The organism is Planctomyces sp. SH-PL14, assembly GCF_001610835.1.
Taxonomy (GTDB): Bacteria; Planctomycetota; Planctomycetia; order Planctomycetales; family Planctomycetaceae; genus Planctomyces_A.
The window spans coordinates 2,357,184-2,379,628 of the sequence record NZ_CP011270.1 but is presented as its reverse complement, the minus strand read 5'-3'; the positions used below and the strand labels follow the sequence as shown (position 1 = coordinate 2,379,628).

Genomic DNA, 22,445 nt, shown 5'->3' with positions numbered 1-22,445 from the left:
CCGACGACGGAATCAGGTTTCATGCTCTATCGACTGCTGGCCCTCCGCGCCGCCCTGGCGCTGGCCATCTGGACCGGGACGACGTTCTCGACGACCGCAGCCCACGCCGCAGAACCGGCCCCCGCGGCGAATGCGGCCGCAGCGACCGAGAACAAAGGGGCGCTCGCCGCGGCCGTCGACAGCCTGATGGCCGACGACATCCAGACGCAGCGGGACGCGGAAAAGACGCTGATCGCCGCCGGTCCGCACGCCCTGGAAGTCCTCCCCCCGACCGCCGTCGTGACCGAACCGACGGTCCGGACGCGCGTCGAACGAATCCGCAACCGGATCGAACTCAACCAGCTCGTCGCCCGGCTCGACGACCCGCAGCCCGAAATCCGCACCGCCGCGGAAGACGTCCTCCGCAAGCGGGACCGCAAGACCCTCGCGCATCTCCCGGCCACCGAATCGCTCAAGACCCCCGAAGGCCGGGCCGCGCTGGAGCGGGTCCGCGTCGAGATCACAACGCGGAACACGCTGCATCTCGTCCTGACCTGCGTCGTCCTCGTCGGCGTCATCCTCGGCCTGCTCCAGGAACGGTTCGGTGCGGAGGTCATCATGCTCTCCGCGCTCCTGATCCTGGTAGCCTTCGGCGTCGTCTCCCTCGACCAGGCGCTCCTCGGCTTCGCCAACCCCGCGATCCTGACGATCGCGGCCCTGTTCATCGTCGGGGCGGGACTCCAGGGAACGGGCGGGATGGAGACGCTCAGCCACTACCTGCTCGGCCGGACCCAGTCCGGCACCCCGCTGTTCCGACTGATCACGCCCATCGCCACGATGTCGGCGTTCCTCAACAACACGACGATCGTCGCCTTCTTCCTGCCGATCTTCATCAGCGTCGCCAAGAAGATGCGGACCTCCCCGTCCAAGCTCCTCATCCCCCTCTCCTACGCCTCGATCCTCGGCGGGACCTGCACCTTGATCGGCACGAGCACGAACCTCGTCGTCGACGGCACGCTCCGCGAGCAGGGACTCGGCGGGATGACGATGTTCGAACTTTCCCCCGTCGGCATCCCGGTCACGATCATCGGCCTGGCGTTCCTGATTACCGTCGGCCAGAAGCTGCTTCCCGACCGCAAGGACCTCCTCGAGTACGTCGAGTCCCATCCCCGCGAGTACACCGCGGAGCTGATCGTCCGCGGAGACTGCCCGTGGGTCGGCCAGACGATCCGCGCGGCCGGCCTCCGCGACCTCCCCGGCCTCTACCTCTATCAGATCGAACGGGCCGGTGAGCTGCTCTCGCCCGTCGCCCCCAGCGAGAAAGTCCAGGCGAACGACCTTCTCTATTTCTCCGGCGTCATCGGCACGATCGTCGACGTCCAGAAGATCCGCGGCCTCGATCCGGTCGAGCACCACGAGATCGAGCCGACCTCCGCCGCCGGCACCGCGACCGAGGGGGCCGCTCCCTCCGACTCGACACCCAAGCCCGCCCCCCGGACAGGCCATCAGCTCGCCGAAGTGGTCATCTCGCAGAGTTCGCCGCTTGTCGGCATGAGCGTCAAAGCGGCTGACTTCCGGTCCCGCTATCAGGCCTCGATCATCGCCGTCCACCGCAGCGGACAGAAGCTCTCGGAGAAGATCGGCAAGATCGTCCTGGAGTCGGGGGACACGCTCCTCGTCGACGCCGGCGCCGACTTCGCCCGGCGATGGCGGAACTCACGGGACTTCATCCTCGTCTCCGGCCTCGACGACTCCGCTCCCATCGTCCACCACCGCGCCTGGCGGGCCCTCGCGATCCTGGCCTTCGTGATCATCGGGATGTCGTTCGAGCCCGAGCTCGCGGCGATCGTCGCCATGGCCGCCGCGGCCCTCTCGATTTTCAGCGGATGCGTCTCCAGCCGCGAGGCGATGCGATCGATGGACCTCTCGGTCCTGGTCCTCGTCGCCTCGGCCCTCGGAGTGAGCCGCGCCCTCGACTCCAGCGGCGCCGCCGAGTGGCTCGCGGGCCAACTGCTGACAATCGTGCAGCCCTACGGTCCGCTGGCGATCCTGGCCGCGATCGTCCTGCTGACGGGACTGCTGACGGAGCTGCTGAGCAATAACGCCTGTGCCGCCCTGATGGGGACACTCGCCATCGCCACGGCCCGCGCCACGGGACTCGATCCCCGGCCGCTCCTGATCGCAGTCGCGGTCACCTCGTCCTACGGCTTCGCGACGCCGATCGGATACCAGACGAACCTGATGGTCCTGAACCCGGGCGGGTACAAGTTCTCCGACTACCTCAAGATCGGCATCCCGCTGGATCTGATCTGCTGGATTCTGACCGTGATCCTGATCCCGTGCTTCTGGTCGCTCACGCTGCCGCAGTAGGGAACGAGACAGCCGGGATTCAGATCGAAGTGATCAGCCGTCCCGCCGCCATCAGCGCCGGGCCGCTGATCGTGTGCGGACCGTCGAACGGGTTCCAGTCGACCTCCGCGCCGAACGAGGTGAGCATCGCCCGAAGCTCCTCGGCGAGCGAAAACGGCAGGACCGGATCCTGACGTCCATGGGACTGCACGACCCGCAGTCCCTGGAGCCCCTGTTTCTCGGCGGTCGCCCGCCAGTCCTCTTCGCTCAGGAGCGTCCCCGAGAAGACAATCAGCCCCGCCGGCCGGACTTCCAGGTGGAGCATGGCATCCGTCGTCACCATCGCCCCCTGCGAGAACCCGCCGATCACGGTCTTGTCCATCCCCAGGCCGGCATCGGCCAGCATCGCCTCCAGCGCCGTCGAGAACGCCTGCCGGACTTCAGGAAGGCGGGGCGGATGCTCATACCGGAGGTCGCGCAGCCGCCCGGCGGCGGCCGCCTGCTGCAGACGGACCATGTCGATCGGCCACCACGCCCGGCCCCCAGGAATCCCATACTCCCGAAGGTCCATCGGCGCGGCCGGAAAGACAAACCGCGTCGACGCCAGCTCACCGGGGAACCGCTGAATCAATTCCGGAGCGAGCGACACCAGGTCGTCCCCCCCGGCTCCGAATCCGTGACAGAGAACGACGAGCCGGTCCGGCGGCGTCCCCGGCGTCCCGTCGACGACGGTGCAGGAAAGGGGCCCATAGGTCTGCTTGCGCAACTTCGACACGTTCAAAACCTGCTTCACGAGGACGGACCGGGGCCGAAAAGCTAGGAAACCGCGCGCAGGGGATCAATCGGCCGCCGGTGCGGAATCCAGGGCGAATCTTCGTCCCGTCTCCTGTCATTGTTCGCTCCCACGTCGTCTTCTCTGAGTGGCGAGTGTGTGAAAATTGTGAAATGAGGCCCGGGCACGCCGGCGGGCTCGAAACAGCTCCTGTTGCCTCGATTTTCCGGTCCGCGTTAGAGTTCCGGTTGCTTGCCTGTCCAAGGATGGAACCATGGCCCACCCGACCGAATTCATTGACCGCCACACCCGGTCCTTCATCTGGCTGTGCGGCTTCGCGACGGCCATCGCGTACGCACTCTGCAACTGGCTGGGGTGGGATCAGCCCGGCCAGGTGATCGTCGTCCTGCTGCTCTTCACTCTGCTGTTCATCTCCTTCGCGGTCCTGGCGATGCTGGTGGCGGAGAAATGGTTCGAAGAACTCGACGCCAGCGCAGTCGAATGGAGCGGAGTTCCCCGCTCCGGCACCGCCAAGACGGCGTTCCTGAAAGGGGGACGAAGAGCGTCCCAGGCCCGCTTTGACCACACGGGCGACTTCCTCCGGATGGTCGCCGACGAAATGCAGACCCCCGGAGCCGGCGCCTCGCACGACAGCCCGGCCCGCATGGCCGCCGTCCAGGCGACCGCCCTCCAGCACGCCCGCTCCTACGCCGACGTCCTGCAGATCCCCGTGCCGACCCGCCGCAGTGCCCTCGTCAACTTCGTCCCCCCCGCGGCCCCGGCCCCCACTCCGGCCCCGCCGCCGCCTCCCCTCTTCACCGCCCCCGTTCCGCCTCCACTGCCAGCCAACCACTACGGTACGCCCGCTCCGGCCCCTGCCCCCGCGGCCGCTCCCGTTTCTCCTCCGCCGCTCTTCACGGCCCCCGCTCCGCCGGTCCAACAGGCTCCGGTCGCCCGCCAAGTTCCCGTCGCCCAACCGGCTCCCCAGCAGCCGCCCGTGGCCCCGACGGGCGGGGCGTCGTCCCAGCGAGCCGTCCCGCCGCGTCCTCAGGGACCAGTCGTCACTCTGGGAACGGCCCTCGGCCACGGAACGATGCGTCCCAAGCCCCCTCGCCAGCGGCCGAACTGACCTTCGAGACCAGTTCAATCCTCACTTTGGCTGCGTGACCAGCGACAGGATCGCCTCGGCGACGGCGTCCGCCGCCTGAGGCCGCGCCAGTCCCAGCATCGCTTCTCCCATGCGGTCGAGGCGGTTGGTAAAGCTCAGGGCGCGGTGCAGCGTCGCTTCGAACTGTTCGAGGAAGTGCCCGTCCGCCTGGTCGACGAGAAACCCGGCCCCCGCTCGTTCAAAGACCCGGGCGTTGGCCCGCTGGTGGTCGTCGGCGGCGTGCGGGTAGGGGATCAGGATCGCCGGGATGCCGACGCAGGCCAGCTCGGCCAGGGTCGTCGCCCCCGCCCGCGTCACGGCCAATGTTGCCCGGGCGTAGTGCGGCGCCAGGTCGGAAAAGAACGCTTCAACCTCCGCCTTCCAGCCGACCTTCCGGTAGGCCTCCGCCACACGCTCGCGGTCGGTCTCACCCGTCTGGTGAACGATGTCCCACTCCCGCAGCAGGCCCGGGTTGTGATCGGCGACCGCCAGCATGCCGTTGTTGACCGCGTGTGAGCCCTGGCTCCCCCCCAACACGAGCAGAACGGGACGGCCGTTCGTCGGGCGCGGGTCGACCGAGGGCGGAAGCTCCGCGATGCTTCGTCGAACGGGGTTCCCGGTCAGGCGGACATCGGTGCCGGAGAAGTACGACTCCGATTCCCCGAACGTGCAGCACACGATCCGCGACCATCGGGCCGCAATGCGGGTGACCCGCCCGGGAACGGCGTTCTGCTCCAACAGCACGATCGGGATCCGGCGGGCGCGGGCGGCGAGCAAGACCGGAAAGCTTGCGTATCCGCCGCAGCCAACGACCACGTCCGGCGCCTCGTCCCGCAAGATGCGGCGGGCCCCCGTCCAGGCTCCCCAGTTCGCGCGGACCGTCCGGAACGGCTTCCGCAGGATCTCCCGGGGAGAGACCGCGGAGATCGTCAGAACCTTACCCAGACCGCCGCTCGAGAGCTGGCGGTCCACCCCCTTCTCCGTCGTCACCAGAGAGGTCGAGACGGGAGGATTCCGTCTCTGGAGCGATTCCATCACGGCCAGCGCCGGCGAGACATGACCTCCCGAACCACCGGCTGCGAACAGAATGGATGGCACGGGAGGCAATGGGGGCTCAGAGGCAAGAGCGGGTGTTCCCGCTACTTCTTCAATTTCAGACCGATTTCGGCCAGGCGCTTGCCGAAGGCCCGGCAGAGGGCCGCCTCATTCTCGTCGATGTCACGCTTGTTGTCGCCCCCCGCCAGATGCCCTGGGCCGTAGGGTGAGCCCCCGCCGGTCGTCGTGAACAACTCTTGGTTTGAATACGGGAGACCAACGATCACCATCCCCAGGTGCAGCAGCGGAGCCATCAGCGTCAGCGCCGTCGTCTCCTGGCCCCCGTGCATGCTGCCGGTGGAGACGAATACGCCGGCCGGCTTCCCTTCGAACTCGCCGTTGAGCCACAGCGAGGTGAGCTGGTCGATGCGGTTCTTGAGCTGGGCCGAGCAGTTGCCGAAGCGCGTCGGAGTTCCGAATGCGAACGCACCAGCCTCCTTAAAGTCTTCAACCGTGACCAGCGGAACATGCTTCTGCATGTCCCGCCCGGCCTTCATGTCGGGCCGGGCTTCGATCGTGGCATCGGGAATGAGCTCGGGAACGCGGCGGACCACAGGCTCGGCGCCGGAGACGTGCGAAACGCCTTCGGCGATCAGTTCCGCCATCCTGTAGACGTTTCCATACGTGCTGTAGTAGACGATGAGAACCTTCATGGCGTGCTCCTCCGGACGGGCGACTCAGGATGTCATGAGCGAAGTGAGACCGATCGAAACGCCCGCCTGCCGGGATGAACGAACGCAGCAGGACAACGGAAGTTCCGACACGGGTGCCGATTCTGGCACGGATGCCCCATGGATGCACGCCCCGTGCCATCCAAGCCCGCCGCTGTGCCCGGCCGACCTGCTTCCAAGTTGCGTGCCCGTACAGCGGAAACCGTCGTATTCAAGAAAAGGATCCGGCAGCGTCGGAGCCAATCTGGCTGCATCCATACCATCCTGACCGGTCGCGCACCGTCCCGCGGGCGCCAGCCCGAACCATCGGCAGAGCGACGGAGCGAATCAGGCGGGTTTGCCGGCCCCCGGGGCGAGTTCGAGCTCGACCGTCAGCCGATCCAACTTGAGCCGAAGAACCTGACCGCGATCCACATCGAACGGGACGGCGACGCGATACTCGACGAATCGACCTTGACGGGTACGGTCAACGAGACCGACGCGAAATAAAACACCAAGATGGTGGGACAACCCGCCGATATCCATCTCGTACTGGATGGCGAGCTCCGTCACCGTCCGTGGGCCAGCAACAAGTTCTTGAACCAGTCGAATCCGGAGCGGGTCCGCAAGCGCTTTGAGTTGCTCGACGGTCTTGTTCCAGACGTGGTATCCGTCTTGAGACACGGGGAAGCACCTGCATTGACCGTGAACACCCCGAGAGTCCTGGGGCGAAATTTTGCACCGCAGAAGAGGACTCGGCGACATTTTGTCCTGAGAAACACGGAATTCTCGTGGGCGGAAAGAAACCGCCCCTCCCGCGGACGTTTCGTCTCGCTATTCCGTTCGGAGAGTCCTATTTGCGACTGTTGATACGTCAAGGTGTGCGGATTGGGACAATTGAGCGTGAATCCGTATGATGAACCGCGGACAGAGGATGTCTGCTTCAGCTCCCCCAGGACGACCTTGGTGAATACGCGAGAGATTGCCCGCAACCCGACCCGTTCGGTTCGTATCGGCTCTGTCACGATCGGCGGCGGGAACCCGATTGCCGTCCAGAGCATGACGGCCACCCACACGCAGAACATCGAGGCGACCGTCGGACAGATCCGCGACCTGGTCGAGGCGGGGGCGGATGTCATCCGGGTCGCCGTCGACAGCCGCAAGGACGCCGACGCGCTGCGGGAGGTCGCCCAGCGGATCGAGGCGAATCTGGCGGTCGACCTGCAGGAGAACTACCGGATGGCGGAGGTGGTCGCCCCGTCGATCGCCAAGATCCGCTACAACCCCGGCCACCTTTACCACCACGAGCGCGAGAAGCCTTGGCAGGACAAGGTAAAGTATCTCGTTGACGTGGCGACGGAGCACGACTGTGCGATGCGGGTCGGCGTGAACTGCGGCTCGGTCGATCCGGACAAGAAGGAAAAGTTCGCCGCCGACGATTCGATCGGCCCGATGCTAGCGAGCGCCTTCGAGCACTGCGAACTGCTCGACTCGCTGGGGTTCACCCGGTACGCGGTCTCGCTCAAGGACTCCGATCCGCGGAACGTGATCGAGGTCAACCGCCGCTTTGCCGAGCAGCGTCCGGACGTGCCGCTGCACCTGGGGGTGACCGAGGCCGGGATGCCGCCGGACGGGATCATCAAGACCCGGATCGCTTTCGAGCAGCTCATCAGCCGCGGGATCGGGGACACGATCCGGGTCTCGCTCACGGTGCCGAACGCCCGCAAGAGCGAAGAGATCGTCGCTGGGCGGAAGATCCTGGACGACATCGCGGCGGGACGGGTCCGGAGCGTCGTCGACTACGGCCTCAACGTCCTCAACATCATCAGCTGTCCGAGCTGCTCGCGAGTCGAGAACGAGGCGTTCATCGACTTGGCGGCGCAGGTCAAAGAGATGGCGGCGTACGCTAAGGACCATGCGGTCACGATCGCCGTCATGGGCTGCCGGGTGAACGGCCCCGGGGAGACCGACGACGCGGATCTCGGCCTGTGGTGCGGGCCGAACTTCGTGAATCTCAAGAAGGGGCCGCTGGAGCTGGGAGCTTACAGCTACGAGGAGATTCTTCCCCGACTGAAGAGCGAGCTCGACCGTCTGCTGGTGGAGAAGGGTGCCGCGACGGCAGGAGCGCGGTGAGGCGGCGGAGGCGCGCGGTCAGTCGATCCGCGTCTTCAGCATCATCAGGGCGACGCCGCCGATGACCATCACGGCCCCGATCGTTCTGAGAAGGGTCAGGGCGCGGGGTGTGACCTGGAACCATCCGTAGTGATCGATCAGGACGGACATCGCCATCTGCCCGGCGATGACGAGGGCGAGCATGGCCGCGACGCCGATCCGCTGCGTGACGATGATGCTCGTCAGCACGTAGCACGTTCCGAGCAAGCCGCCGAGCCAGAGCCACCAGGGGACGGAGGCCAGGCGGGCGAGGCTGGGCCATGCCAGACGCATTGTCAGGCAGATGACGAGGCACGCGAGGGTGCCGATCGTGAAGGAGGCCAGGGCGGCCTGCATGGGGTGGAGGAACCGTCGGCCAAGCTGGGCGTTGATGGCCGCTTGGGCGGAGGTCGCGGCGCCGGCAGTGAACGCAATGAGGGTAAGCAGCGATTTCAATATGGGCTCCGGCAACGGATTCGAGTCGCGGCCGTAGCATAGCGACAGCACCGGCGCGAACCGCCAGTCGGGGTCCAGGGGGCACCCCTGGTGGGGGATGCAAGGGGGCCTGTGAGGGAGGCGGAAGGGGTTCAGGCTGAAGGCGTAAGGTAGAGCGGCGCAACTGAGGATCATTTGGTCCTGATCGGGTCCAGGGGCACCCTGGTCAGGGAGTGCAGAGGGGAGAATCCCCATTGCCCGCCGGAGGCCGTCTCGTCCGACATTGTCGGACGGAGTGTGTGTCCAAGCGCGGACACCGTGTCGTATGTCCCCTCACCAACCCGCGAGGATTCCAGAGCGAGCGGTGAGTCCTCAACGCTGGTACCACAAAGGGGACGTCCGTTGCTTACCACGGTTCCTCATGAAAGTGCCTCCGGCGGCAAGGGGTTGCCCCCTTGACCCCGGCTGCCGTCGCACGTTGGGTTTGAGCTATCAAGCCGCGCCGGCAAGGACGTGGTTCGAAATACCGGATCAGCCGACCGACCACGACATCCGACCTCAGCCCAACGCGCGGCCAGTGATCTTCCGGTAAGGGCCCCCTTCGTTCTGCGTAGGCCGCTCCGGACGTCCCTTGTGGATGTACGTCAGCGCCATGTTGTCCACGCCCAACAGGTGCAGCACCGTCGCGTGCAGATCATGGACATGCAGCCGGTCCTCGACAGCATGGAAGCCCAGATCGTCCGTCGCGCCGATCACCTGACCACCCTGCACCCCGCCACCGGCCATCCACATCGTGAACCCGGTCGGGTTGTGGTCGCGGCCGTCCCCCTTCTCACTCATCGGCGTCCGGCCGAACTCCCCCCCCCAGATGACGAGGGTCTCATCGAGAAGCCCCCGCTGCTTCAGGTCCTTGAGCAGCGCGGCGACCGGTTGATCGCTCTCGGCGAAGCGGTCGGTGTGGTTCTTCTCGATCGCGCTGTGGGCGTCCCACTTGCTCCCCGCCCCGTGATACAGCTGGACGAACCGCACGCCGCGCTCGACCAGCCGCCGGGCGAGCAGACAGTTCCTGCCAAACGCGGCAGTCTGTTTCCGGTTGAGGCCGTACGCCTCCTGCGTCGCCGGCGTCTCCTCCGCCAAGTTCACCGCCTCGGGAGCGTGGGCCTGCATCCGGAAAGCCAGCTCGTAACTGCGGATCCGGGCATCCAGCTCCGTCTGCTGGGGGTGCTTGCGAGCGAAGTCCGAGTTCATCGAGGTCAGGAGCGCCAGTTTGTCCCGCTGCTGCTCGACCGAGATCCCCTTGGGGTTAGCCAGGTTTCGGATCGGATCTGCCTGCGACTCGAGCTGGACCCCCTGGTACCCCGCCGGCATGAAGCCGGCGCTCCAGTTCCGCGGACCGTTGATCGTCGACGTCGTCGAATCGGTCATGACCACGAAGGCGGGGAGGTTCGCGTTCTCCGTCCCCAACCCGTAGCTGACCCAGGCCCCCAGGCTGGGCCGGCCGGCGATCGGCGTCCCCGTGTTCATCTGGCAGACGCCGCCGGAGTGGTTGATTCCGTTGGTCCAGCAGGAGCGGATGACCGCCAGATCGTCGACGCACTGGGCGGTGTGAGGCAGCCAGTCCGAGACCCAGATCCCGCTTTCGCCGTGCTGCTTCCACTTCCGCTTCGAGGCGAGAAGCGGCGAGTTGATCTCCCCCATCGCGGTGATGACCCGCTTGTAGCCGGGCGGAAGCGGCTGCCCGGCCAGTTCGTTGAGCTTCGGCTTGGGGTCGAACGTGTCCATCTGGCTCGGCCCCCCTTCCATGAAGAGGAAGATCACACTCTTCGCCGTCGGGCGATAGAGGGACCGGCCAGGGGTCATCTGGGGGACCGCCTGGGCCGCGTGGAGCAGGTCCGCCAGGACGATGCCGCCGAACCCGGCGCCCGCCTGGACCAGCATGTCGCGGCGGGAGACCGAATGGCAGAGAGAGACTGGGTTCACGCGGTCCTCAAATCGGCGTGACGCGGGGACTTCGGCCCTTCATCGTATCCATCGCGGCAAATCCGAGGCAAATCGGCAGGCACAATCGGAATCCCGGTGGAGTCGACACCGCCCGTCGGCAACGTTCCGATGAGGCGTCCGGAACGTCTCTTGCTCAAGAGTTCGAGGCCCGATCGGCGATTCTGTCGCGAGAACTCGTACTGGATCGGCGTCCAGCGGACGTTAGCATTGGGGCGACCCCAGGAGACTGCACCGAGATGAGCACGGCCACGAACGACCGTCAGCGCGTCAGCTTTGTCTCCGATCTTCACCTCCTCTCACGGCGATCGAGCGCCCCCCGGCATCTCGACAGCCTCCACGCCGTCGCGAGGAAGTCGCAGCACTTTGTCCTCGGGGGGGACATCTTCGACTTCAAGTGGTCGACGCTGCACTCGCTCGACGCTTCGATCGCCGCGGCGGAATCGTGGCTCTTCGAGCTCGCCCAGGCGACGCCCGAGTGCCGTTTTCATTTCCTGCTCGGCAACCACGACTCTCATCCGGCCCTGATCCAGCGGCTCCCCGCCCTCGCCTGCCGGCTCCCGAACTTTGCCTGGGAGCACTTTTTTCTCCGGATGGGGGACACGATCTTCCTCCACGGAGACGTCGCCGACCGGCACTCGACCACCCAGTGCCTGCTGGAAGCGCGGCGGAACGGGTTCTGCCACGAATCCCGAAGCAAGATGCACCACGGCGCGTACGACCTCGTGGTGCGGTCGCATCTGCACCGGATCATTCCGACGGCGGTCTACCCGCGAAAGACGGTCGCCCGGCGGATTCTGCACTACCTCCGGGACATCGCCCAGGGGCCCGAGCAGGGGATCCGACGGGTCTGTTTCGGCCACACGCACCGGATCGTACTGGGCTTTGAGCATGGCGGAGTCACGTTCTTCAACGGCGGCGCCCCGATCGGCAAGGCCCGGTTTCACGTCCTCGAATTCGACGTCGAGACTCCAGGCGCCGATCCCGCGGTGACTCTCGTCTCCGTCGGCTAGCGCGGATCCCGGACCGCTGGGGCGGCAGTTGTTCGGAGGGTCCGGACGCAGGGACAGTCTTCCGTCACCGGCGGCGTATCGGCGGGCTCAGCGAGGTCTTAAACTCCGCTCCCCGGTTCCCGTCTTCTTCCGTCGGTCTCCATGATCTGGTTCCTGCTGGTCTGCGTGGTCCCGTCGTTCGTCCTCTCGTGTCTCGGCACAGCCGCGATGCGCCGTCTTGCCCCGCGGTGGGGACTGATCGACCAGCCGGCGGCCCGCAAAGTCCACGTGACGCCGACGCCGCTCGGCGGGGGGCTCGGAATCTTCTTCGGCTTTGTGGCGACGATCGGCCTGGCCCATCTAAGCGTCTTCATTCTCTCCCGGCAGCCGACACTCCCGACGTGGCTGCCGACGGAATTCGCCGCCTACCTTCCCGGCGTTCTGGAACAGGCGGGGCAGATGTGGCGGATCGTGGCGGCGGGGGCGATCCTGGTTGCGATGGGGCTTCTGGATGACGGCGTCGGACTGCCGTGGCCGCCGCGGCTCGTCGTGCAGTTCCTTGTGGCGGCAATCGTCGTGTCGAGCGGCGTCCATGCGACGCTCTTCGTTTCGCTCCCCTGGGTCGGGACACTGTTCACCATTTTCTGGATCGTGCTGCTGATCAACTCGATCAACTTCCTCGACAACATGGATGCCCTGTCGTCGGGGATCGGGCTGATCGCGTCGTCGATTTTCGCCCTCGTCATGCTGACCGCCACGAGCGAGCCGCGGTGGCTGGTCGGCGGCAGCCTGCTTGTGCTGGCGGGCTCGATTGCCGGGTTCCTGGTTCACAACTGGCCTCCCGCCAAGATCTTCATGGGGGATGCCGGCAGCACGTTCCTGGGGATGATGCTGGCGACGATGACGATCCGCGGCACGTTCTATGATTCGAGCTCCGCGGGGACGCATGTGATCCTGGCACCGATCTGTGTCCTGGCGGTGCCGTTGTATGACTTTGCTTCCGTGATGTGGATCCGGTTGTCGCAGGGGCGGAGTCCGTTCCAGCCGGACAAGAGTCACTTTTCGCATCGTCTGGTCGAGCTCGGTCTGACGCGGAAGAATGCGGTCCTGACGGTGCATCTGGTGACGCTGATGTCGGGTCTCGGGGCTCTGCTGCTTTACCGCGTGTCGGACTGGACGGGGGCGGCGATCGTGTTGGCGCTCGTGGTCTGCATCATGCTGCTGATTGCGATTCTGGAGAGCACTGGTCGGCGGACGATCCAGCAGTCAAAGAACGGCGAGTGACGCGTCTGCGCGCGGCATTGACCAACCGGGTCCAGGGGCACCCTGGTGGGGGATGCAAGGGGGCCTGTGTTGTTTTCTTGGCCCTTTGCCCGCCGGAGGCTTGGCCGTCGAGAGATGTCTGAAGGAGTACGTGTCCAAACGCGGATACCGTGCCGGATGCCCTCTCACCAACCCGCAGGGACTGCAGAGCGAGCGGCGAGTCCTCAACGCCGGTTCCACAAAGGGGCGCCCGTTGTGTCCCAAGGTTCCTCATGGAAGCGCCTCCGGCGGCAAGGGGGCGAGGCCCCCTTGACCCCAGCGGCCGTAGCACGTTGGGTTTGAGCTATGGAAGCTCTGCCGGCGGGTACGACCATCGTCGCCTGCGAACCCGCACGCTCCGCAAACTGTCCGTCGGCTTGTTCTCCCCCGTCATGCCCCCGAGCCCCGCTTATGAACGCCCTCGACGTCCTTTGCCGCCTGCATCAGCACCGGATCCACGCCAACCGCCAGCTGCGGGCCGCGGCCGGGACACTCAACGAGGACCAGTTGCGGCAGTCCTTCATGATCGGACAGGGATCGATCTGGAAGTCGCTCACACACATGTACGCAGCGGAGTTCGTGTGGCTGGAGGCCTGTCAGGGGAACGAACGAGCGCTCACCCCCGGAGACCTCCCGGGCGAGCTGCCGGGATCGCAGCGCGGTACGGGCGGATTCGCCGGCTTCGCAGACCTCGACACCGCGTGGACACAGCTCGATGAGCGCTGGACCACCTACCTCGCAGATCTGGCCGAAGCGGCACTCGGCGAACTCGTCTACCGCGTCAGTACAAGCTCCGGCCTGGGAAAGCGGTGGGGGACTCCCCGGTCGGACATCCTCCTCCACGTCTGCACGCACGCCCACTACACGGGGGCCCAAACGGTCAACATGATCCGGACCTCCGGCGTTTCCCCCCTCCCCGACCTGATGCTGATTTCCCTGTCCCGAGCCGAGAACCGGGCTCACATGAGCGACGTCGACTGAGCCGACCGCCCGGTTGCAGAACCGCCCGTGATCTGATCCCCTGAGCGCATGCACCTCTTCGCCGGAACGCCGTTCGACCGACCGCCGCACTGCGACCGCTGCGACCGCCCGGAAGCGGAGTGCACCTGCCCTCCCGTGGAACCGGTCCGCGTCCCGCCTGGAAAGCAGACCGCCCGCGTCGCCCTCGAGAAGCGGAAGGCGGGCCGGGTTGTGACGGTCGTCCGGGGACTGGCCGCCGCGGATTCCGATCTTCCCGACCTCCTGACGCGTCTCAAGAACCACTGCGGCGCGGGGGGATCGCTCCAGGACGAGATCCTGGAGATCCAGGGGGACCAGAACACCAAGGTCCGGGAGTTTCTCGGAAAGCTCGGTTATCGCGTGAGATAGAGGTTTTTCCCCGTCGCCGAGTCGCGGCTCGCGACAGGGAAACGGGGCCCCCGTCGAAGGTCGATCGCCCAGGCGAAAACCACCGCATTTTGTCGATTCCACGCGGTTTTCTTGACAGAACGGATTTTCCGCCGATTGCCGCCTTCAGTCGATTCTGAGTTGCGGGCTCCCGATGACGAAATGACAATCATTCCATACGGCCGGCGCAGAACTGGGTCTGCGCGGTCCTGAGCGGGGAAGTTGGGTCTTCCTCTCTTGCGGGCCTGGCCGCCGGAGGCGCGTGGGGTCTTTCCTCCCGTGGGGCTCCGCCTCGTCGAGTTGCGTCTATGGCTCCCTCTCCTCTGTCGTTCCGTCCGCTCTGGCCCGTCTCGCGACGCGACTTCCTGGCAGCCGGTGGCCTCAGTGTCATGAGCCTCACGATGGCGGAGCGCACAGCCATGGCGGGAGCCCAGAAGCGAAGCGGACCGCGGAGCGTGATCCTTGCCGTGATGGCCGGGGGACCGAGCCAGCTCGACACCTTCGATCCCAAACCCGACGCCCCGCGCGAGATCCGCGGCCCCGTCCGGCCGATCTCGACGAGCATTCCCGGCGTCCAGTTCAGCGAAGCGTTCCCGCAGCTCGCCGAACGGGCGCGGCACCTCACCGTCATTCGTTCTCTGAATCACTCCGCTGCCCCGATCCACGAGACCGGCCTGCAGCTCCTCCAGACCGGCCGCCTCGTTTCCGGCAGCCAGAAGCCCCCCAGCCTGGGCTCGATGGTCGCCCGCGTCCTGGGACCCCGGAAGGGGGCTCCGGCTCACGTCATCCTCCCCGGCCCGCTCGCCAACACCGGCGTCGTGGCGTACCGCGGCGACCGGCAGTCGTCGCTCGGCGAAGAGTTTTCGCCTCTGGTCGTCGACTCCCGCGGCCGGATGGTCGCCCTCGGCGAAGTCGAATCGGCCGACGCGCCGACGACGGTCCTCGAGCCCTATGAGCAGCAGTCCTCGCGGACCCGCGAGATGTACGGGACGTCGGTCTTCGGGCAGCGGCTGTGGCAGGCGTGCCAGCTCGTCGAACGGGGAGTGCGGTTCGTCACCGTCAACCTGTGCGACCAGTTCCACGGCCAGAAGACGTTCGATGCCCACGGCGATCCGTCGGCTCCGGCGACCGTTTACGACTACCGCGACACGCTCGGCCCCCAGCTCGACCGGGCCCTGGGCGGCCTGATGGACGACCTGCAGTCCTCGGGACTCTTCGGGGAGACGCTTGTCGTCTGCACCGGGGAGTTCGGGCGGACCCCGCGGATCAATTCCCACTCCGGACGCGATCACTGGACGCACGCCTGGTCCGGCCTCGTCATGGGGGCGGGCACCGAGGGAGGACAGGTGATCGGGGCGACCGACCGGCACGGCGAATACGTGACCGACCGTCCCGTGTCGCTCAGCGAACTGGCCGCCACGATGGCCTCGGCCCTGCGGATTCCGCCCGATGCGGTTGTCCGCAGCGGCGAGACCGAGCAGAAGGTTTGCTGTACCGCCCCGATCTCGGAGCTGGGGTTCGCGTGACGCTGCGTGCGGTCCGATCGGCCGGCACCGAGCCGGCCGGTTCACCGGAAATTCTCCGGCGGGCGCTTGCCATCGCTTCCGGGGCCATCCAGTGTGTGTAGGTGGTCACCGGGCGAGGAAGTGGCGGTTTTCCGTGTCGATCACGGCCGTTTCGCTACAATCCCGGGACCAGCCGCCCCGGTATCGCGGGTCCGGCTGTACCGCGGCCTGGGCCGGTTTCCGATGCCCGTGGCCGACTGAACGAATTCGCGGAAGTTGAGTCCTCCCATGCTGATGCCCCGGATCTACGAAGGATCGAAGTTCGGACTGTCGATCGAGATCTTCCCCCCCAAGACCGAGCAGGGGGACGAGTTGCTGTACAAGGCGCTCGATCGGCTCCGCGCGTATCGGCCCGGGTTCGTCTCCTGCACGTACGGGGCGGGGGGGACGACGAGCAAGCGGACGGTCGAGATCTGCCGGAACATCCAGGAGCAGATGCGGCTGACGGCGACGGCTCACTTCACGTGCGTCGGCTCGACGCGGCAGGAGCTTGTCGACTGGCTGACCTACGCCCGGGAGAACGGGATTCAGAACATCATGGCCCTCCGCGGGGATCCGCCGCAGGGACAGACGTCGTTCCAGGCGGTCGAAGGGGGCCTTCGCAATGCCAACGAGCTGGTCACCCTGATCCGTTCGACGTTTCCCGATACGGGGATTGGCGTGGCGGGGTATCCGGAGCGGCATCCGGAGTCCCCCGATGCCGACAGTGATCTGCGGTATCTCAAGGCGAAGGTCGATGCCGGCGCGGATGCGGTGTTCACGCAGCTCTTCTACGTCAATGAGCACTTCCTGCGGTTCCGCGACCGTTGCGCGGCGGCGGGGCTGACGGTCCCAGTCGTGCCGGGGATCATGCCGATCACCGAGTTTGCGAGGATGAAGCGGATCACGTCGCTGTGCGGCTCGGAGTTTCCGGGTTCGCTGGCATCGCGGCTGGAGGCGGTGCAGACGGATGCCGAGGCTCAGTTTGAGATTGGTGTCGAGCATGCGATTCAGCAGTGCCAGGAGCTGCGGGCGGAAGGGGTTCCTGGGATTCACTTCTATGTGCTGAACAAGTCGCAGGCGTGTGAGCGGATTCTGGAGTCGTTGGGTTTCCAGCCGGAAGCAGCGGAGTTCCAACTGGCCTGATGCCGCAGCTTTTCACCGGGTCCAGGGGCACCCTGGTGGGGAGTGCAGAGGGGCAACGCCCCTTTGCCCGCCGGAGGCCTGGCCGTCGAGAGATGTCTGGAGGAGAACGTGTCCAAACTCGGACACTGTGCCGTATGCCCCCTCACCAATCCGCGGCGTCTTCAGGGCGAGCGGTGATCCTCAACGCCGGTCCCACAAAGCGGACGTCCGTTGTGTCCCACGGTTCAGCGGGAAAGCGCCTCCGGCGGCAAGGGGGTGAGACCCCCTTGACCCCAGCGGCCGTAGCACGTTGGGTCTGAGCTATCACGTCGTGCCGGCAAGGACGGCCCTTACGACACGCGGAGCAGTTCCCGCGTCTCGTCGTATCCCGGCGCCGGATACCCGAACGCACTCGCCGTCACGCGGCCTAGCGCGAGCAACTGATTCGCCCGGAACCGCGGACGGATCGTCGCCCGCTCTTCAGTCACGGTCCGGTAGTACTTCTCGGCATGCAGCGCCCCGTCCTCGCTGATCGCAAACCGCCGCAGCAACCCGACAATCTCCTGCTCCGCCTCTCCCCGGCTCAGCAGCTTCTCGAGAACCGCCACGGTCCTTCGCTGATCGCGACCGCGGATCGCCTCTTCCGCCGCCGCCAGGAGGGGACCCCGCTCGCTCTCCTTCACCTGCTCCCGATCGGCCGCATGCGGCAATGCCTCGCGGTCGATGAACCGCTCCCCTTCCGTCCCCGGCACGATCCGGTCGCGAGCGACCTGATACGCCGAAAGAACCGCCGCGGCAAACCGGTTCCGGTCATCCGCCACACGGGCGATGTTCCGCCAGGCGTTCACCGCATCGCAGCAGTGCAGGCCGATCGAGTCGCCGTGAACGCTCCCGGCCGGCTTGTTGTCGCTGGCGTACTTCTGCGGCCGTCCCGGATCGCGAAGCAGGATCTGGTTGGCCGCCACCGCCGCCGCTTCGGTCACGGCGTCAGGACTGATTCCGTCCGCCAGGGCTGCCCCCACCGCGGCCGCCGCGTCGGCCGGCTGACTGCTGAGCAGCAGCCGCGCGGTCTCTTCAACCCACTGGTCGTCCGGGATTCGGTCGCCGGGCTGACGGGTGTCGAGATGGAACTCGCTCATCACATGAGCCAGCGCGTCGCGCGTCGCCGTCGAGTGCGGCCGCGCCTCGGCGTCGACGCAGTACCGCAGGCTCTGCCGCAGGAACGTGAGGGCATGATCCTGACCGATGATCCCCATCAGGTCCCACGCGCGGTACGGCAGCGCGACGCGGTGGACTTCGGTCTCGTCCTCCACCTCCATCAGCAGAGCGTTGAAGGCGTTGGCCGGACCGGCCTGGGCCAGCGTCGCCAGGATCCGCTCCGCCTCGCTCTTGTTCAGCTTCCGACTGGCGTCGCGGAGCGAGGTACTCTCCAGAGACTGCGACTGAGGCTCGATGCTGCGGAGCGTCTCCTTGCCGAGCCCACCGGTCTTCGCGATCCGGTCGCAGTTGCGATAGAGGACCTTGAACACGGGAAGCGGCTGGAGCGCCGCCGGCAGCTCCCGCGACATGTGCCACGCCGGACCGAGCGCCATCAGGGTGTGGAACCCGATGTAGTCTTCGCCACCGAAGGCCCGGGCATTCGCCAGCGCGGCCGCCGTCAGCAGGTCCTGCAGCCCGACTCCATCCTTGAGCTTCTGGCCGAGAGCCGGGATCAGCGCGGCGGCGGGAGTCTCCTGCATGAACCGCACCAGCGGCTCCCGGTCGCCGAACTGCAGCGGCCGGTCCGTCATCTCGTCGGCCCAGCCGCGGGAGACGAGCCCCATCTCGTGCGCGACGGACGTGCCGACGCTCGCCACCACCATCCCCCGCCCCACGTTCGACAGAAACGCCCGACGCGATTGTCCGTGCCGCATAGCCACTCTCCCGCAAGGACTGGAAAGACGTGGACTCCAGCCTACCGGCCGCGAACCGCGGTTCGAAGCAAAATGCGCCGGCCGGCGACCAGAACTCCGGGCCTCAGGACAAATCCGGGCGCCGACTCCGGCAACATCTGAACGGCGAAATTCCGACGCGTGCGAGACCGTCCGGCGAGGCGTCGGGCGGACAAAGCCCTCTCCCTTGATCTTCCCGCAATTGAGACTCGCGTGTATAGTCCCCGCACCCATAGAGGCCGAGTTCACTCGGCAGGGTTGCCTTTGCCCCAGCCTGTTGGTTTTGGTTCATCTCCTTGGAAATCGTGTTCCTGGTCGCCCAAGACTTCGAGCCCTTCGCAATCGCAACGCAGTCGAGTCTCGCTTTCAGACGTGTCCCCTCGGGAGAAGTCGGCCAGTCGATCCGGGCCTAGCTTGATGTGTCATCGCGAGCCCAGGGGGCTTGCCACATCGAGAAGCATTTTTTGGAGCGGCGCATCCGCGCAGGAAGACGATGAGTAAGAAGCTTTACGTGGGAAATCTGCCTTTCCGTACCACGCCGGACGATCTGAGGGCAGCATTTGAGCAGCACGGCACGGTGGTGGCAGTCGATCTGGTCAAGGACCGGGAAACGGGTCAGTCGCGCGGATTCGCCTTCATCGAAATGGAAGAAGGGGCCGACGGCGCCATCGAGGCCATGAACGGAGCGGACTTCGAAGGCCGTGCCCTGGTGGTCAACGAAGCCCGGCCGCGTGAAGAACGTCCCCGCGGTGCGGGCGGCGGCGGCGGTGGATACCGTGGCGGCGGCGGAGGCGGCGGTTACGGTGGTGGTGGAGGCGGCGGCCGTGGTGGATACGGCGGCGGTGGTGGGGGCGGCGGCTACGGCGGTGGCGGAGGAGGAGGCTACGGTGGTGGCGGCGGCGGTGGATATGGTGGTGGAGGAGGCGGTTACGGTGGCGGCGGCGGTGGACGCGGCGGCCGTGGCGGCGGAGGAGGCGGGGGTGGTGGATACGATCGTGGGGGCGGCGGTGGCCGCGGCGGTCGGTACTAAGATCTCCCGCGGACTCGCTCCGAACATGTAATCGAAAACGACGAAGGCCCGGCAGCTCATGGCTGCCGGGCCTTCTGTTTTTGACGAATCGCGTCGCCGCAGGTTTCGCGGACGGACAAGAGGCTCAGTCGTTCGAGACGCCGGTCAGTTCCAGGGCCGCCGCTTCGAGCTCGATCGGCGTGACGCTCGAGAGGTTGTCGGCAAAGCCGACCAGGAGCGCCAGGTCGGAGATCTGGTTCAGGCGCCGGGGATTCCCCTGGGACAGTTCCCACAGGGTGTGGATCGCCTCCTCGTCGAAGATCGCTCCTCCGCCGTCGCCGGCTCGTTCGAGCCGTTCCTGGACGTACCGGGCGACATCCTCTTCGGTGAGCGGATGAAGCGCCATCCGGACGCTGACCCGCTGGTCGAGGCCGGCCATCCTCTGGAGGCGGGCCAGGAGGTCGGGACGTCCCGCCAGAATCACGGTGCAGACGTCGCCGCAGTGCTGCTGCAGGTTGAGGAACAGCTGCAGCGTCTGAAGGTGTTCCGGCTGGAGCAGGTGGGCGTCGTCGATCACGATCACCGGCCGGGCCCCCTCGTCGGCGAACTGCCGCAGCCGGCCCTCCATGAGTCGCAGGATCTGGTCGACGCCGCACTGCCGCGACGCCAGGGCCGGGTCCGAGCAGCCGATCCGGATCGCGGTGTAGCCGAGCATCTCGGCCGGGGACATCTGGGGAAAGAGGATCCGGACCATCGGCCCGAAGCCCGCTCCGAGCTCCTTTTCCAGGACGTGGGTCAGGAACGTCTTCCCCATCCCGTGTCCGCTGGTCAGGACGGCGAGCCCCTTGTGGTGCTCGACGGCGTACTGGAGCTTCAGCAGCGCGCCCTGATGGGTCGACGTCGGGACGAAGTCTCCCGGATCGAGCGAGTTCTCGAACGGCGAGCGGGCCAGATGCCAATAGCGTTGATACATGCTTCCACTGCCTGTCCGGAGGGGGCTTCGGCGACGTTCGTGAGGTCCCGGTCCGGAGTCGTCCCGCGCGGATCCGACTCCGGTCGCCGCCGTCGTTCGATGTCTTCGGTCAGTCGATCTCTTCGATGGTTCCGGTCAACCGCACCGGGGACGTCGCCCGTCGCGGGGCGGGATCGCGGTCGGCCTCGGCCGTGGCGGCGACCCGCTGGATGGACTGGTCGACTCCGGTTTCCGCGGTGTCGGTGAAGGCCACGGCCGGAACGATCTCCGGAGTCGGTCGCGGTATCAGCCGCGGCGCTCCGGCGAGCGGTTTCGGGTTCCGGCGGGCTTCGCGGTCGAGGTCTGCGTCGAGTTCGCAGACGATCTGCCGCATGGCCTGTCCGGAGGAGTTTGTTGTGTCGCTCTTCTGGACCGTGATCGGTGGATCGGACGTGAGTCCATAGACCAGCAGGCCGCTGATCCCGATGGCCAGGCCGGCGGCCATCATGCGGATCGAATCCCTGCGGATCGTCTGGAGACAATGCTCCCATTTGGGAATCGCCATGCTCCCCCCCGGAGAGACGATTCTTGTGGCGGAAACGTGACTGCTCATCGCCCCCGGCGGGACGACCTGTCCGTCCCGTGAGGTCGATATCGACTGGAAGTTGTGCGGATCGTGAGGTTTTTGCCGAAGAATCGGGTCGCTTCGATTTTTCCGAGCTTGCCGGCGCGGCTTTGTTTGCTCAGCCCCAACGTGCCATGGCAGCCGGGGTCAAGGGGCCAAAGAAACCACACAGGCCCCCTTGCCGCCGGAGGCGCTTCTATGAGGAACTGTAGTACGCAACGGACGCCCGTTTTGTGGAACCGGCGTTGAGGATTCACTGCTCGCCCTGGAATCCCCACGGGTTGGTGAGGGGGCATACGGCACGTCGTCCGCGCTTGGACACGTGTTCCTTCAGAGATCTCTCGACGGCCAAAGCCTCCGGCGGGCAAGGGGGATTCTCCCCCTTGCATCCCCTGACCAGGGTGCCCCTGGACCCGGTGAATAAAGCGCCGGCCTGACGCATCGAAGCCCACTTGCCCGTACCCCCCGCCCTCCCCGCAGTCTCGACCTTCCCGCCCCGCGGCCTATCATCCGTTCCCCCACTCCCGCCCAGGAACTCCGACAAAATGGCCTTTCGCGACGCCCTCGAAGTCTTCGACAACCCGTTCCCCGATCGGGACTACGTCATCGACACCGTCTGCCCCGAATTCACCTCCGTCTGCCCCATGACCGGTCAGCCCGACTTCGGCACACTGACCATCTCCTACGTCGCCAACCGGCACTGTTTCGAGCTCAAGTCGCTCAAGATGTACCTCCAGCAGTACCGCAACCACGGGGCCTTCTACGAGAACGTCACGAACTCCATCCTCACCGACCTCGTCGAAGTCGTGCAGCCGCGACGGATGAAGATCGTCGCCGACTTCACCCCCCGCGGAGGAATCCGCACGTCGGTCACGGTGGAGTACCCGTACACGCGAAGCTGACCCCCGAGAGGACGGAGCCCGTCCCGCGATGTTCCGCCTCGGCCTGATCGCCCACGGCTGACAGCTTAGCGCGCTCCTTGATATGCTTCGTCTCTCGATCA

Annotated in this window: 20 protein-coding genes and 1 pseudogene; 12 read left to right on the top strand and 9 right to left on the bottom strand. The window is 66.4% G+C overall.

The window, feature by feature from the left end; genetic code table 11:
• Positions 1-21: 21 nt before the first annotated feature.
• Entirely contained in the window at positions 22-2,349 is a 2,328-nt protein-coding gene (locus tag VT03_RS09290; RefSeq protein WP_082846073.1) for an SLC13 family permease, read from the top strand.
• A gap of 19 nt (positions 2,350-2,368) precedes the next feature.
• On the opposite strand, the gene VT03_RS09285 is transcribed toward VT03_RS09290, so the two are convergent.
• Complete coding sequence (locus VT03_RS09285; RefSeq protein ID WP_075097024.1) at positions 2,369-3,103, bottom strand: alpha/beta hydrolase; 735 nt, start codon at positions 3,101-3,103, stop codon at positions 2,369-2,371.
• A 271-nt stretch (positions 3,104-3,374) separates the two neighbouring features.
• Between VT03_RS09285 and VT03_RS35065 the strand changes: the two genes are divergently transcribed.
• On the top strand, positions 3,375-4,229 hold the full coding sequence (locus tag VT03_RS35065; protein WP_075092723.1) for a hypothetical protein: 855 nt from the start codon (positions 3,375-3,377) through the stop codon (positions 4,227-4,229).
• A 21-nt stretch (positions 4,230-4,250) separates the two neighbouring features.
• Here VT03_RS35065 and murG read toward each other — a convergent pair whose 3' ends face one another.
• The 3 genes from murG to VT03_RS09265 form a co-directional block, all read right to left on the bottom strand.
• A complete protein-coding gene (murG, locus tag VT03_RS09275) occupies positions 4,251-5,345 on the bottom strand; it encodes an undecaprenyldiphospho-muramoylpentapeptide beta-N-acetylglucosaminyltransferase (RefSeq protein ID WP_075092722.1) in 1,095 nt (364 codons plus the stop codon).
• A gap of 41 nt (positions 5,346-5,386) precedes the next feature.
• On the bottom strand, positions 5,387-5,995 hold the full coding sequence (gene wrbA / locus VT03_RS09270) for an NAD(P)H:quinone oxidoreductase (protein WP_075092721.1): 609 nt from the start codon (positions 5,993-5,995) through the stop codon (positions 5,387-5,389).
• Between the two features lie 345 nt (positions 5,996-6,340).
• Positions 6,341-6,676 (bottom strand): ArsR/SmtB family transcription factor, encoded by a 336-nt coding sequence (locus tag VT03_RS09265; protein ID WP_075092720.1) that lies wholly within the window; start codon positions 6,674-6,676, stop codon positions 6,341-6,343.
• A gap of 282 nt (positions 6,677-6,958) precedes the next feature.
• On the opposite strand from VT03_RS09265, the gene ispG reads away from it, so the two are divergent.
• Positions 6,959-8,125, top strand: a complete 1,167-nt coding sequence (gene ispG, locus VT03_RS09260; RefSeq protein WP_075097023.1) for a (E)-4-hydroxy-3-methylbut-2-enyl-diphosphate synthase — start codon at positions 6,959-6,961, stop codon at positions 8,123-8,125.
• An 18-nt stretch (positions 8,126-8,143) separates the two neighbouring features.
• On the opposite strand, the gene VT03_RS09255 is transcribed toward ispG, so the two are convergent.
• A complete protein-coding gene (locus VT03_RS09255; protein ID WP_197489269.1) occupies positions 8,144-8,599 on the bottom strand; it encodes a DMT family transporter in 456 nt (151 codons plus the stop codon).
• 537 nt (positions 8,600-9,136) lie between these two features.
• Positions 9,137-10,516 carry a DUF1501 domain-containing protein gene (locus tag VT03_RS09250; protein ID WP_082846068.1) on the bottom strand — a complete coding sequence of 460 codons (1,380 nt, stop codon included), beginning with the start codon at positions 10,514-10,516 and terminating at the stop codon, positions 9,137-9,139.
• A gap of 299 nt (positions 10,517-10,815) precedes the next feature.
• Between VT03_RS09250 and VT03_RS09245 the strand changes: the two genes are divergently transcribed.
• The 6 genes from VT03_RS09245 (at position 10,816) to metF (ending at position 16,946) form a co-directional block, all read left to right on the top strand.
• The gene (locus tag VT03_RS09245; RefSeq protein WP_075092718.1) at positions 10,816-11,589 is read left to right on the top strand and encodes a metallophosphoesterase; all 774 of its coding nucleotides are present in this window, start codon (positions 10,816-10,818) and stop codon (positions 11,587-11,589) included.
• Positions 11,590-11,730: 141 nt separating this feature from the next.
• Positions 11,731-12,852, top strand: coding sequence for an MraY family glycosyltransferase (locus VT03_RS09240; RefSeq protein ID WP_075092717.1), 1,122 nt, complete (start codon positions 11,731-11,733; stop codon positions 12,850-12,852).
• A 429-nt stretch (positions 12,853-13,281) separates the two neighbouring features.
• A complete protein-coding gene (locus VT03_RS09235; protein ID WP_075092716.1) occupies positions 13,282-13,851 on the top strand; it encodes a DinB family protein in 570 nt (189 codons plus the stop codon).
• Positions 13,852-13,899: 48 nt separating this feature from the next.
• On the top strand, positions 13,900-14,238 hold the full coding sequence (locus VT03_RS09230; RefSeq protein WP_075092715.1) for a translation initiation factor: 339 nt from the start codon (positions 13,900-13,902) through the stop codon (positions 14,236-14,238).
• 326 nt (positions 14,239-14,564) lie between these two features.
• Positions 14,565-15,782 (top strand): DUF1501 domain-containing protein, encoded by a 1,218-nt coding sequence (locus VT03_RS09225; RefSeq protein ID WP_075092714.1) that lies wholly within the window; start codon positions 14,565-14,567, stop codon positions 15,780-15,782.
• Positions 15,783-16,049: 267 nt separating this feature from the next.
• Positions 16,050-16,946, top strand: coding sequence for a methylenetetrahydrofolate reductase [NAD(P)H] (metF, locus tag VT03_RS09220; protein WP_075092713.1), 897 nt, complete (start codon positions 16,050-16,052; stop codon positions 16,944-16,946).
• 329 nt (positions 16,947-17,275) lie between these two features.
• Here metF and VT03_RS09215 read toward each other — a convergent pair whose 3' ends face one another.
• Complete coding sequence (locus tag VT03_RS09215) at positions 17,276-18,838, bottom strand: hypothetical protein (RefSeq protein ID WP_075092712.1); 1,563 nt, start codon at positions 18,836-18,838, stop codon at positions 17,276-17,278.
• A 511-nt stretch (positions 18,839-19,349) separates the two neighbouring features.
• Here VT03_RS09215 and VT03_RS34590 point away from each other — a divergent pair.
• Positions 19,350-19,505 (top strand): annotated as a pseudogene (locus VT03_RS34590) (RNA recognition motif domain-containing protein); the annotation flags it as partial.
• A gap of 52 nt (positions 19,506-19,557) precedes the next feature.
• Positions 19,558-19,917, top strand: a complete 360-nt coding sequence (locus tag VT03_RS34585) for a hypothetical protein (protein WP_231870733.1) — start codon at positions 19,558-19,560, stop codon at positions 19,915-19,917.
• A 93-nt stretch (positions 19,918-20,010) separates the two neighbouring features.
• On the opposite strand, the gene VT03_RS09205 is transcribed toward VT03_RS34585, so the two are convergent.
• Together VT03_RS09205 and VT03_RS09200 are read right to left on the bottom strand one after the other, a co-directional pair.
• On the bottom strand, positions 20,011-20,838 hold the full coding sequence (locus VT03_RS09205; RefSeq protein WP_075092710.1) for an ExeA family protein: 828 nt from the start codon (positions 20,836-20,838) through the stop codon (positions 20,011-20,013).
• A gap of 109 nt (positions 20,839-20,947) precedes the next feature.
• Positions 20,948-21,382, bottom strand: a complete 435-nt coding sequence (locus tag VT03_RS09200; protein ID WP_156514371.1) for a hypothetical protein — start codon at positions 21,380-21,382, stop codon at positions 20,948-20,950.
• Between the two features lie 605 nt (positions 21,383-21,987).
• Here VT03_RS09200 and queF point away from each other — a divergent pair.
• The gene (gene queF / locus VT03_RS09195; RefSeq protein WP_075092708.1) at positions 21,988-22,344 is read left to right on the top strand and encodes a preQ(1) synthase; all 357 of its coding nucleotides are present in this window, start codon (positions 21,988-21,990) and stop codon (positions 22,342-22,344) included.
• Positions 22,345-22,445: the final 101 nt, after the last annotated feature.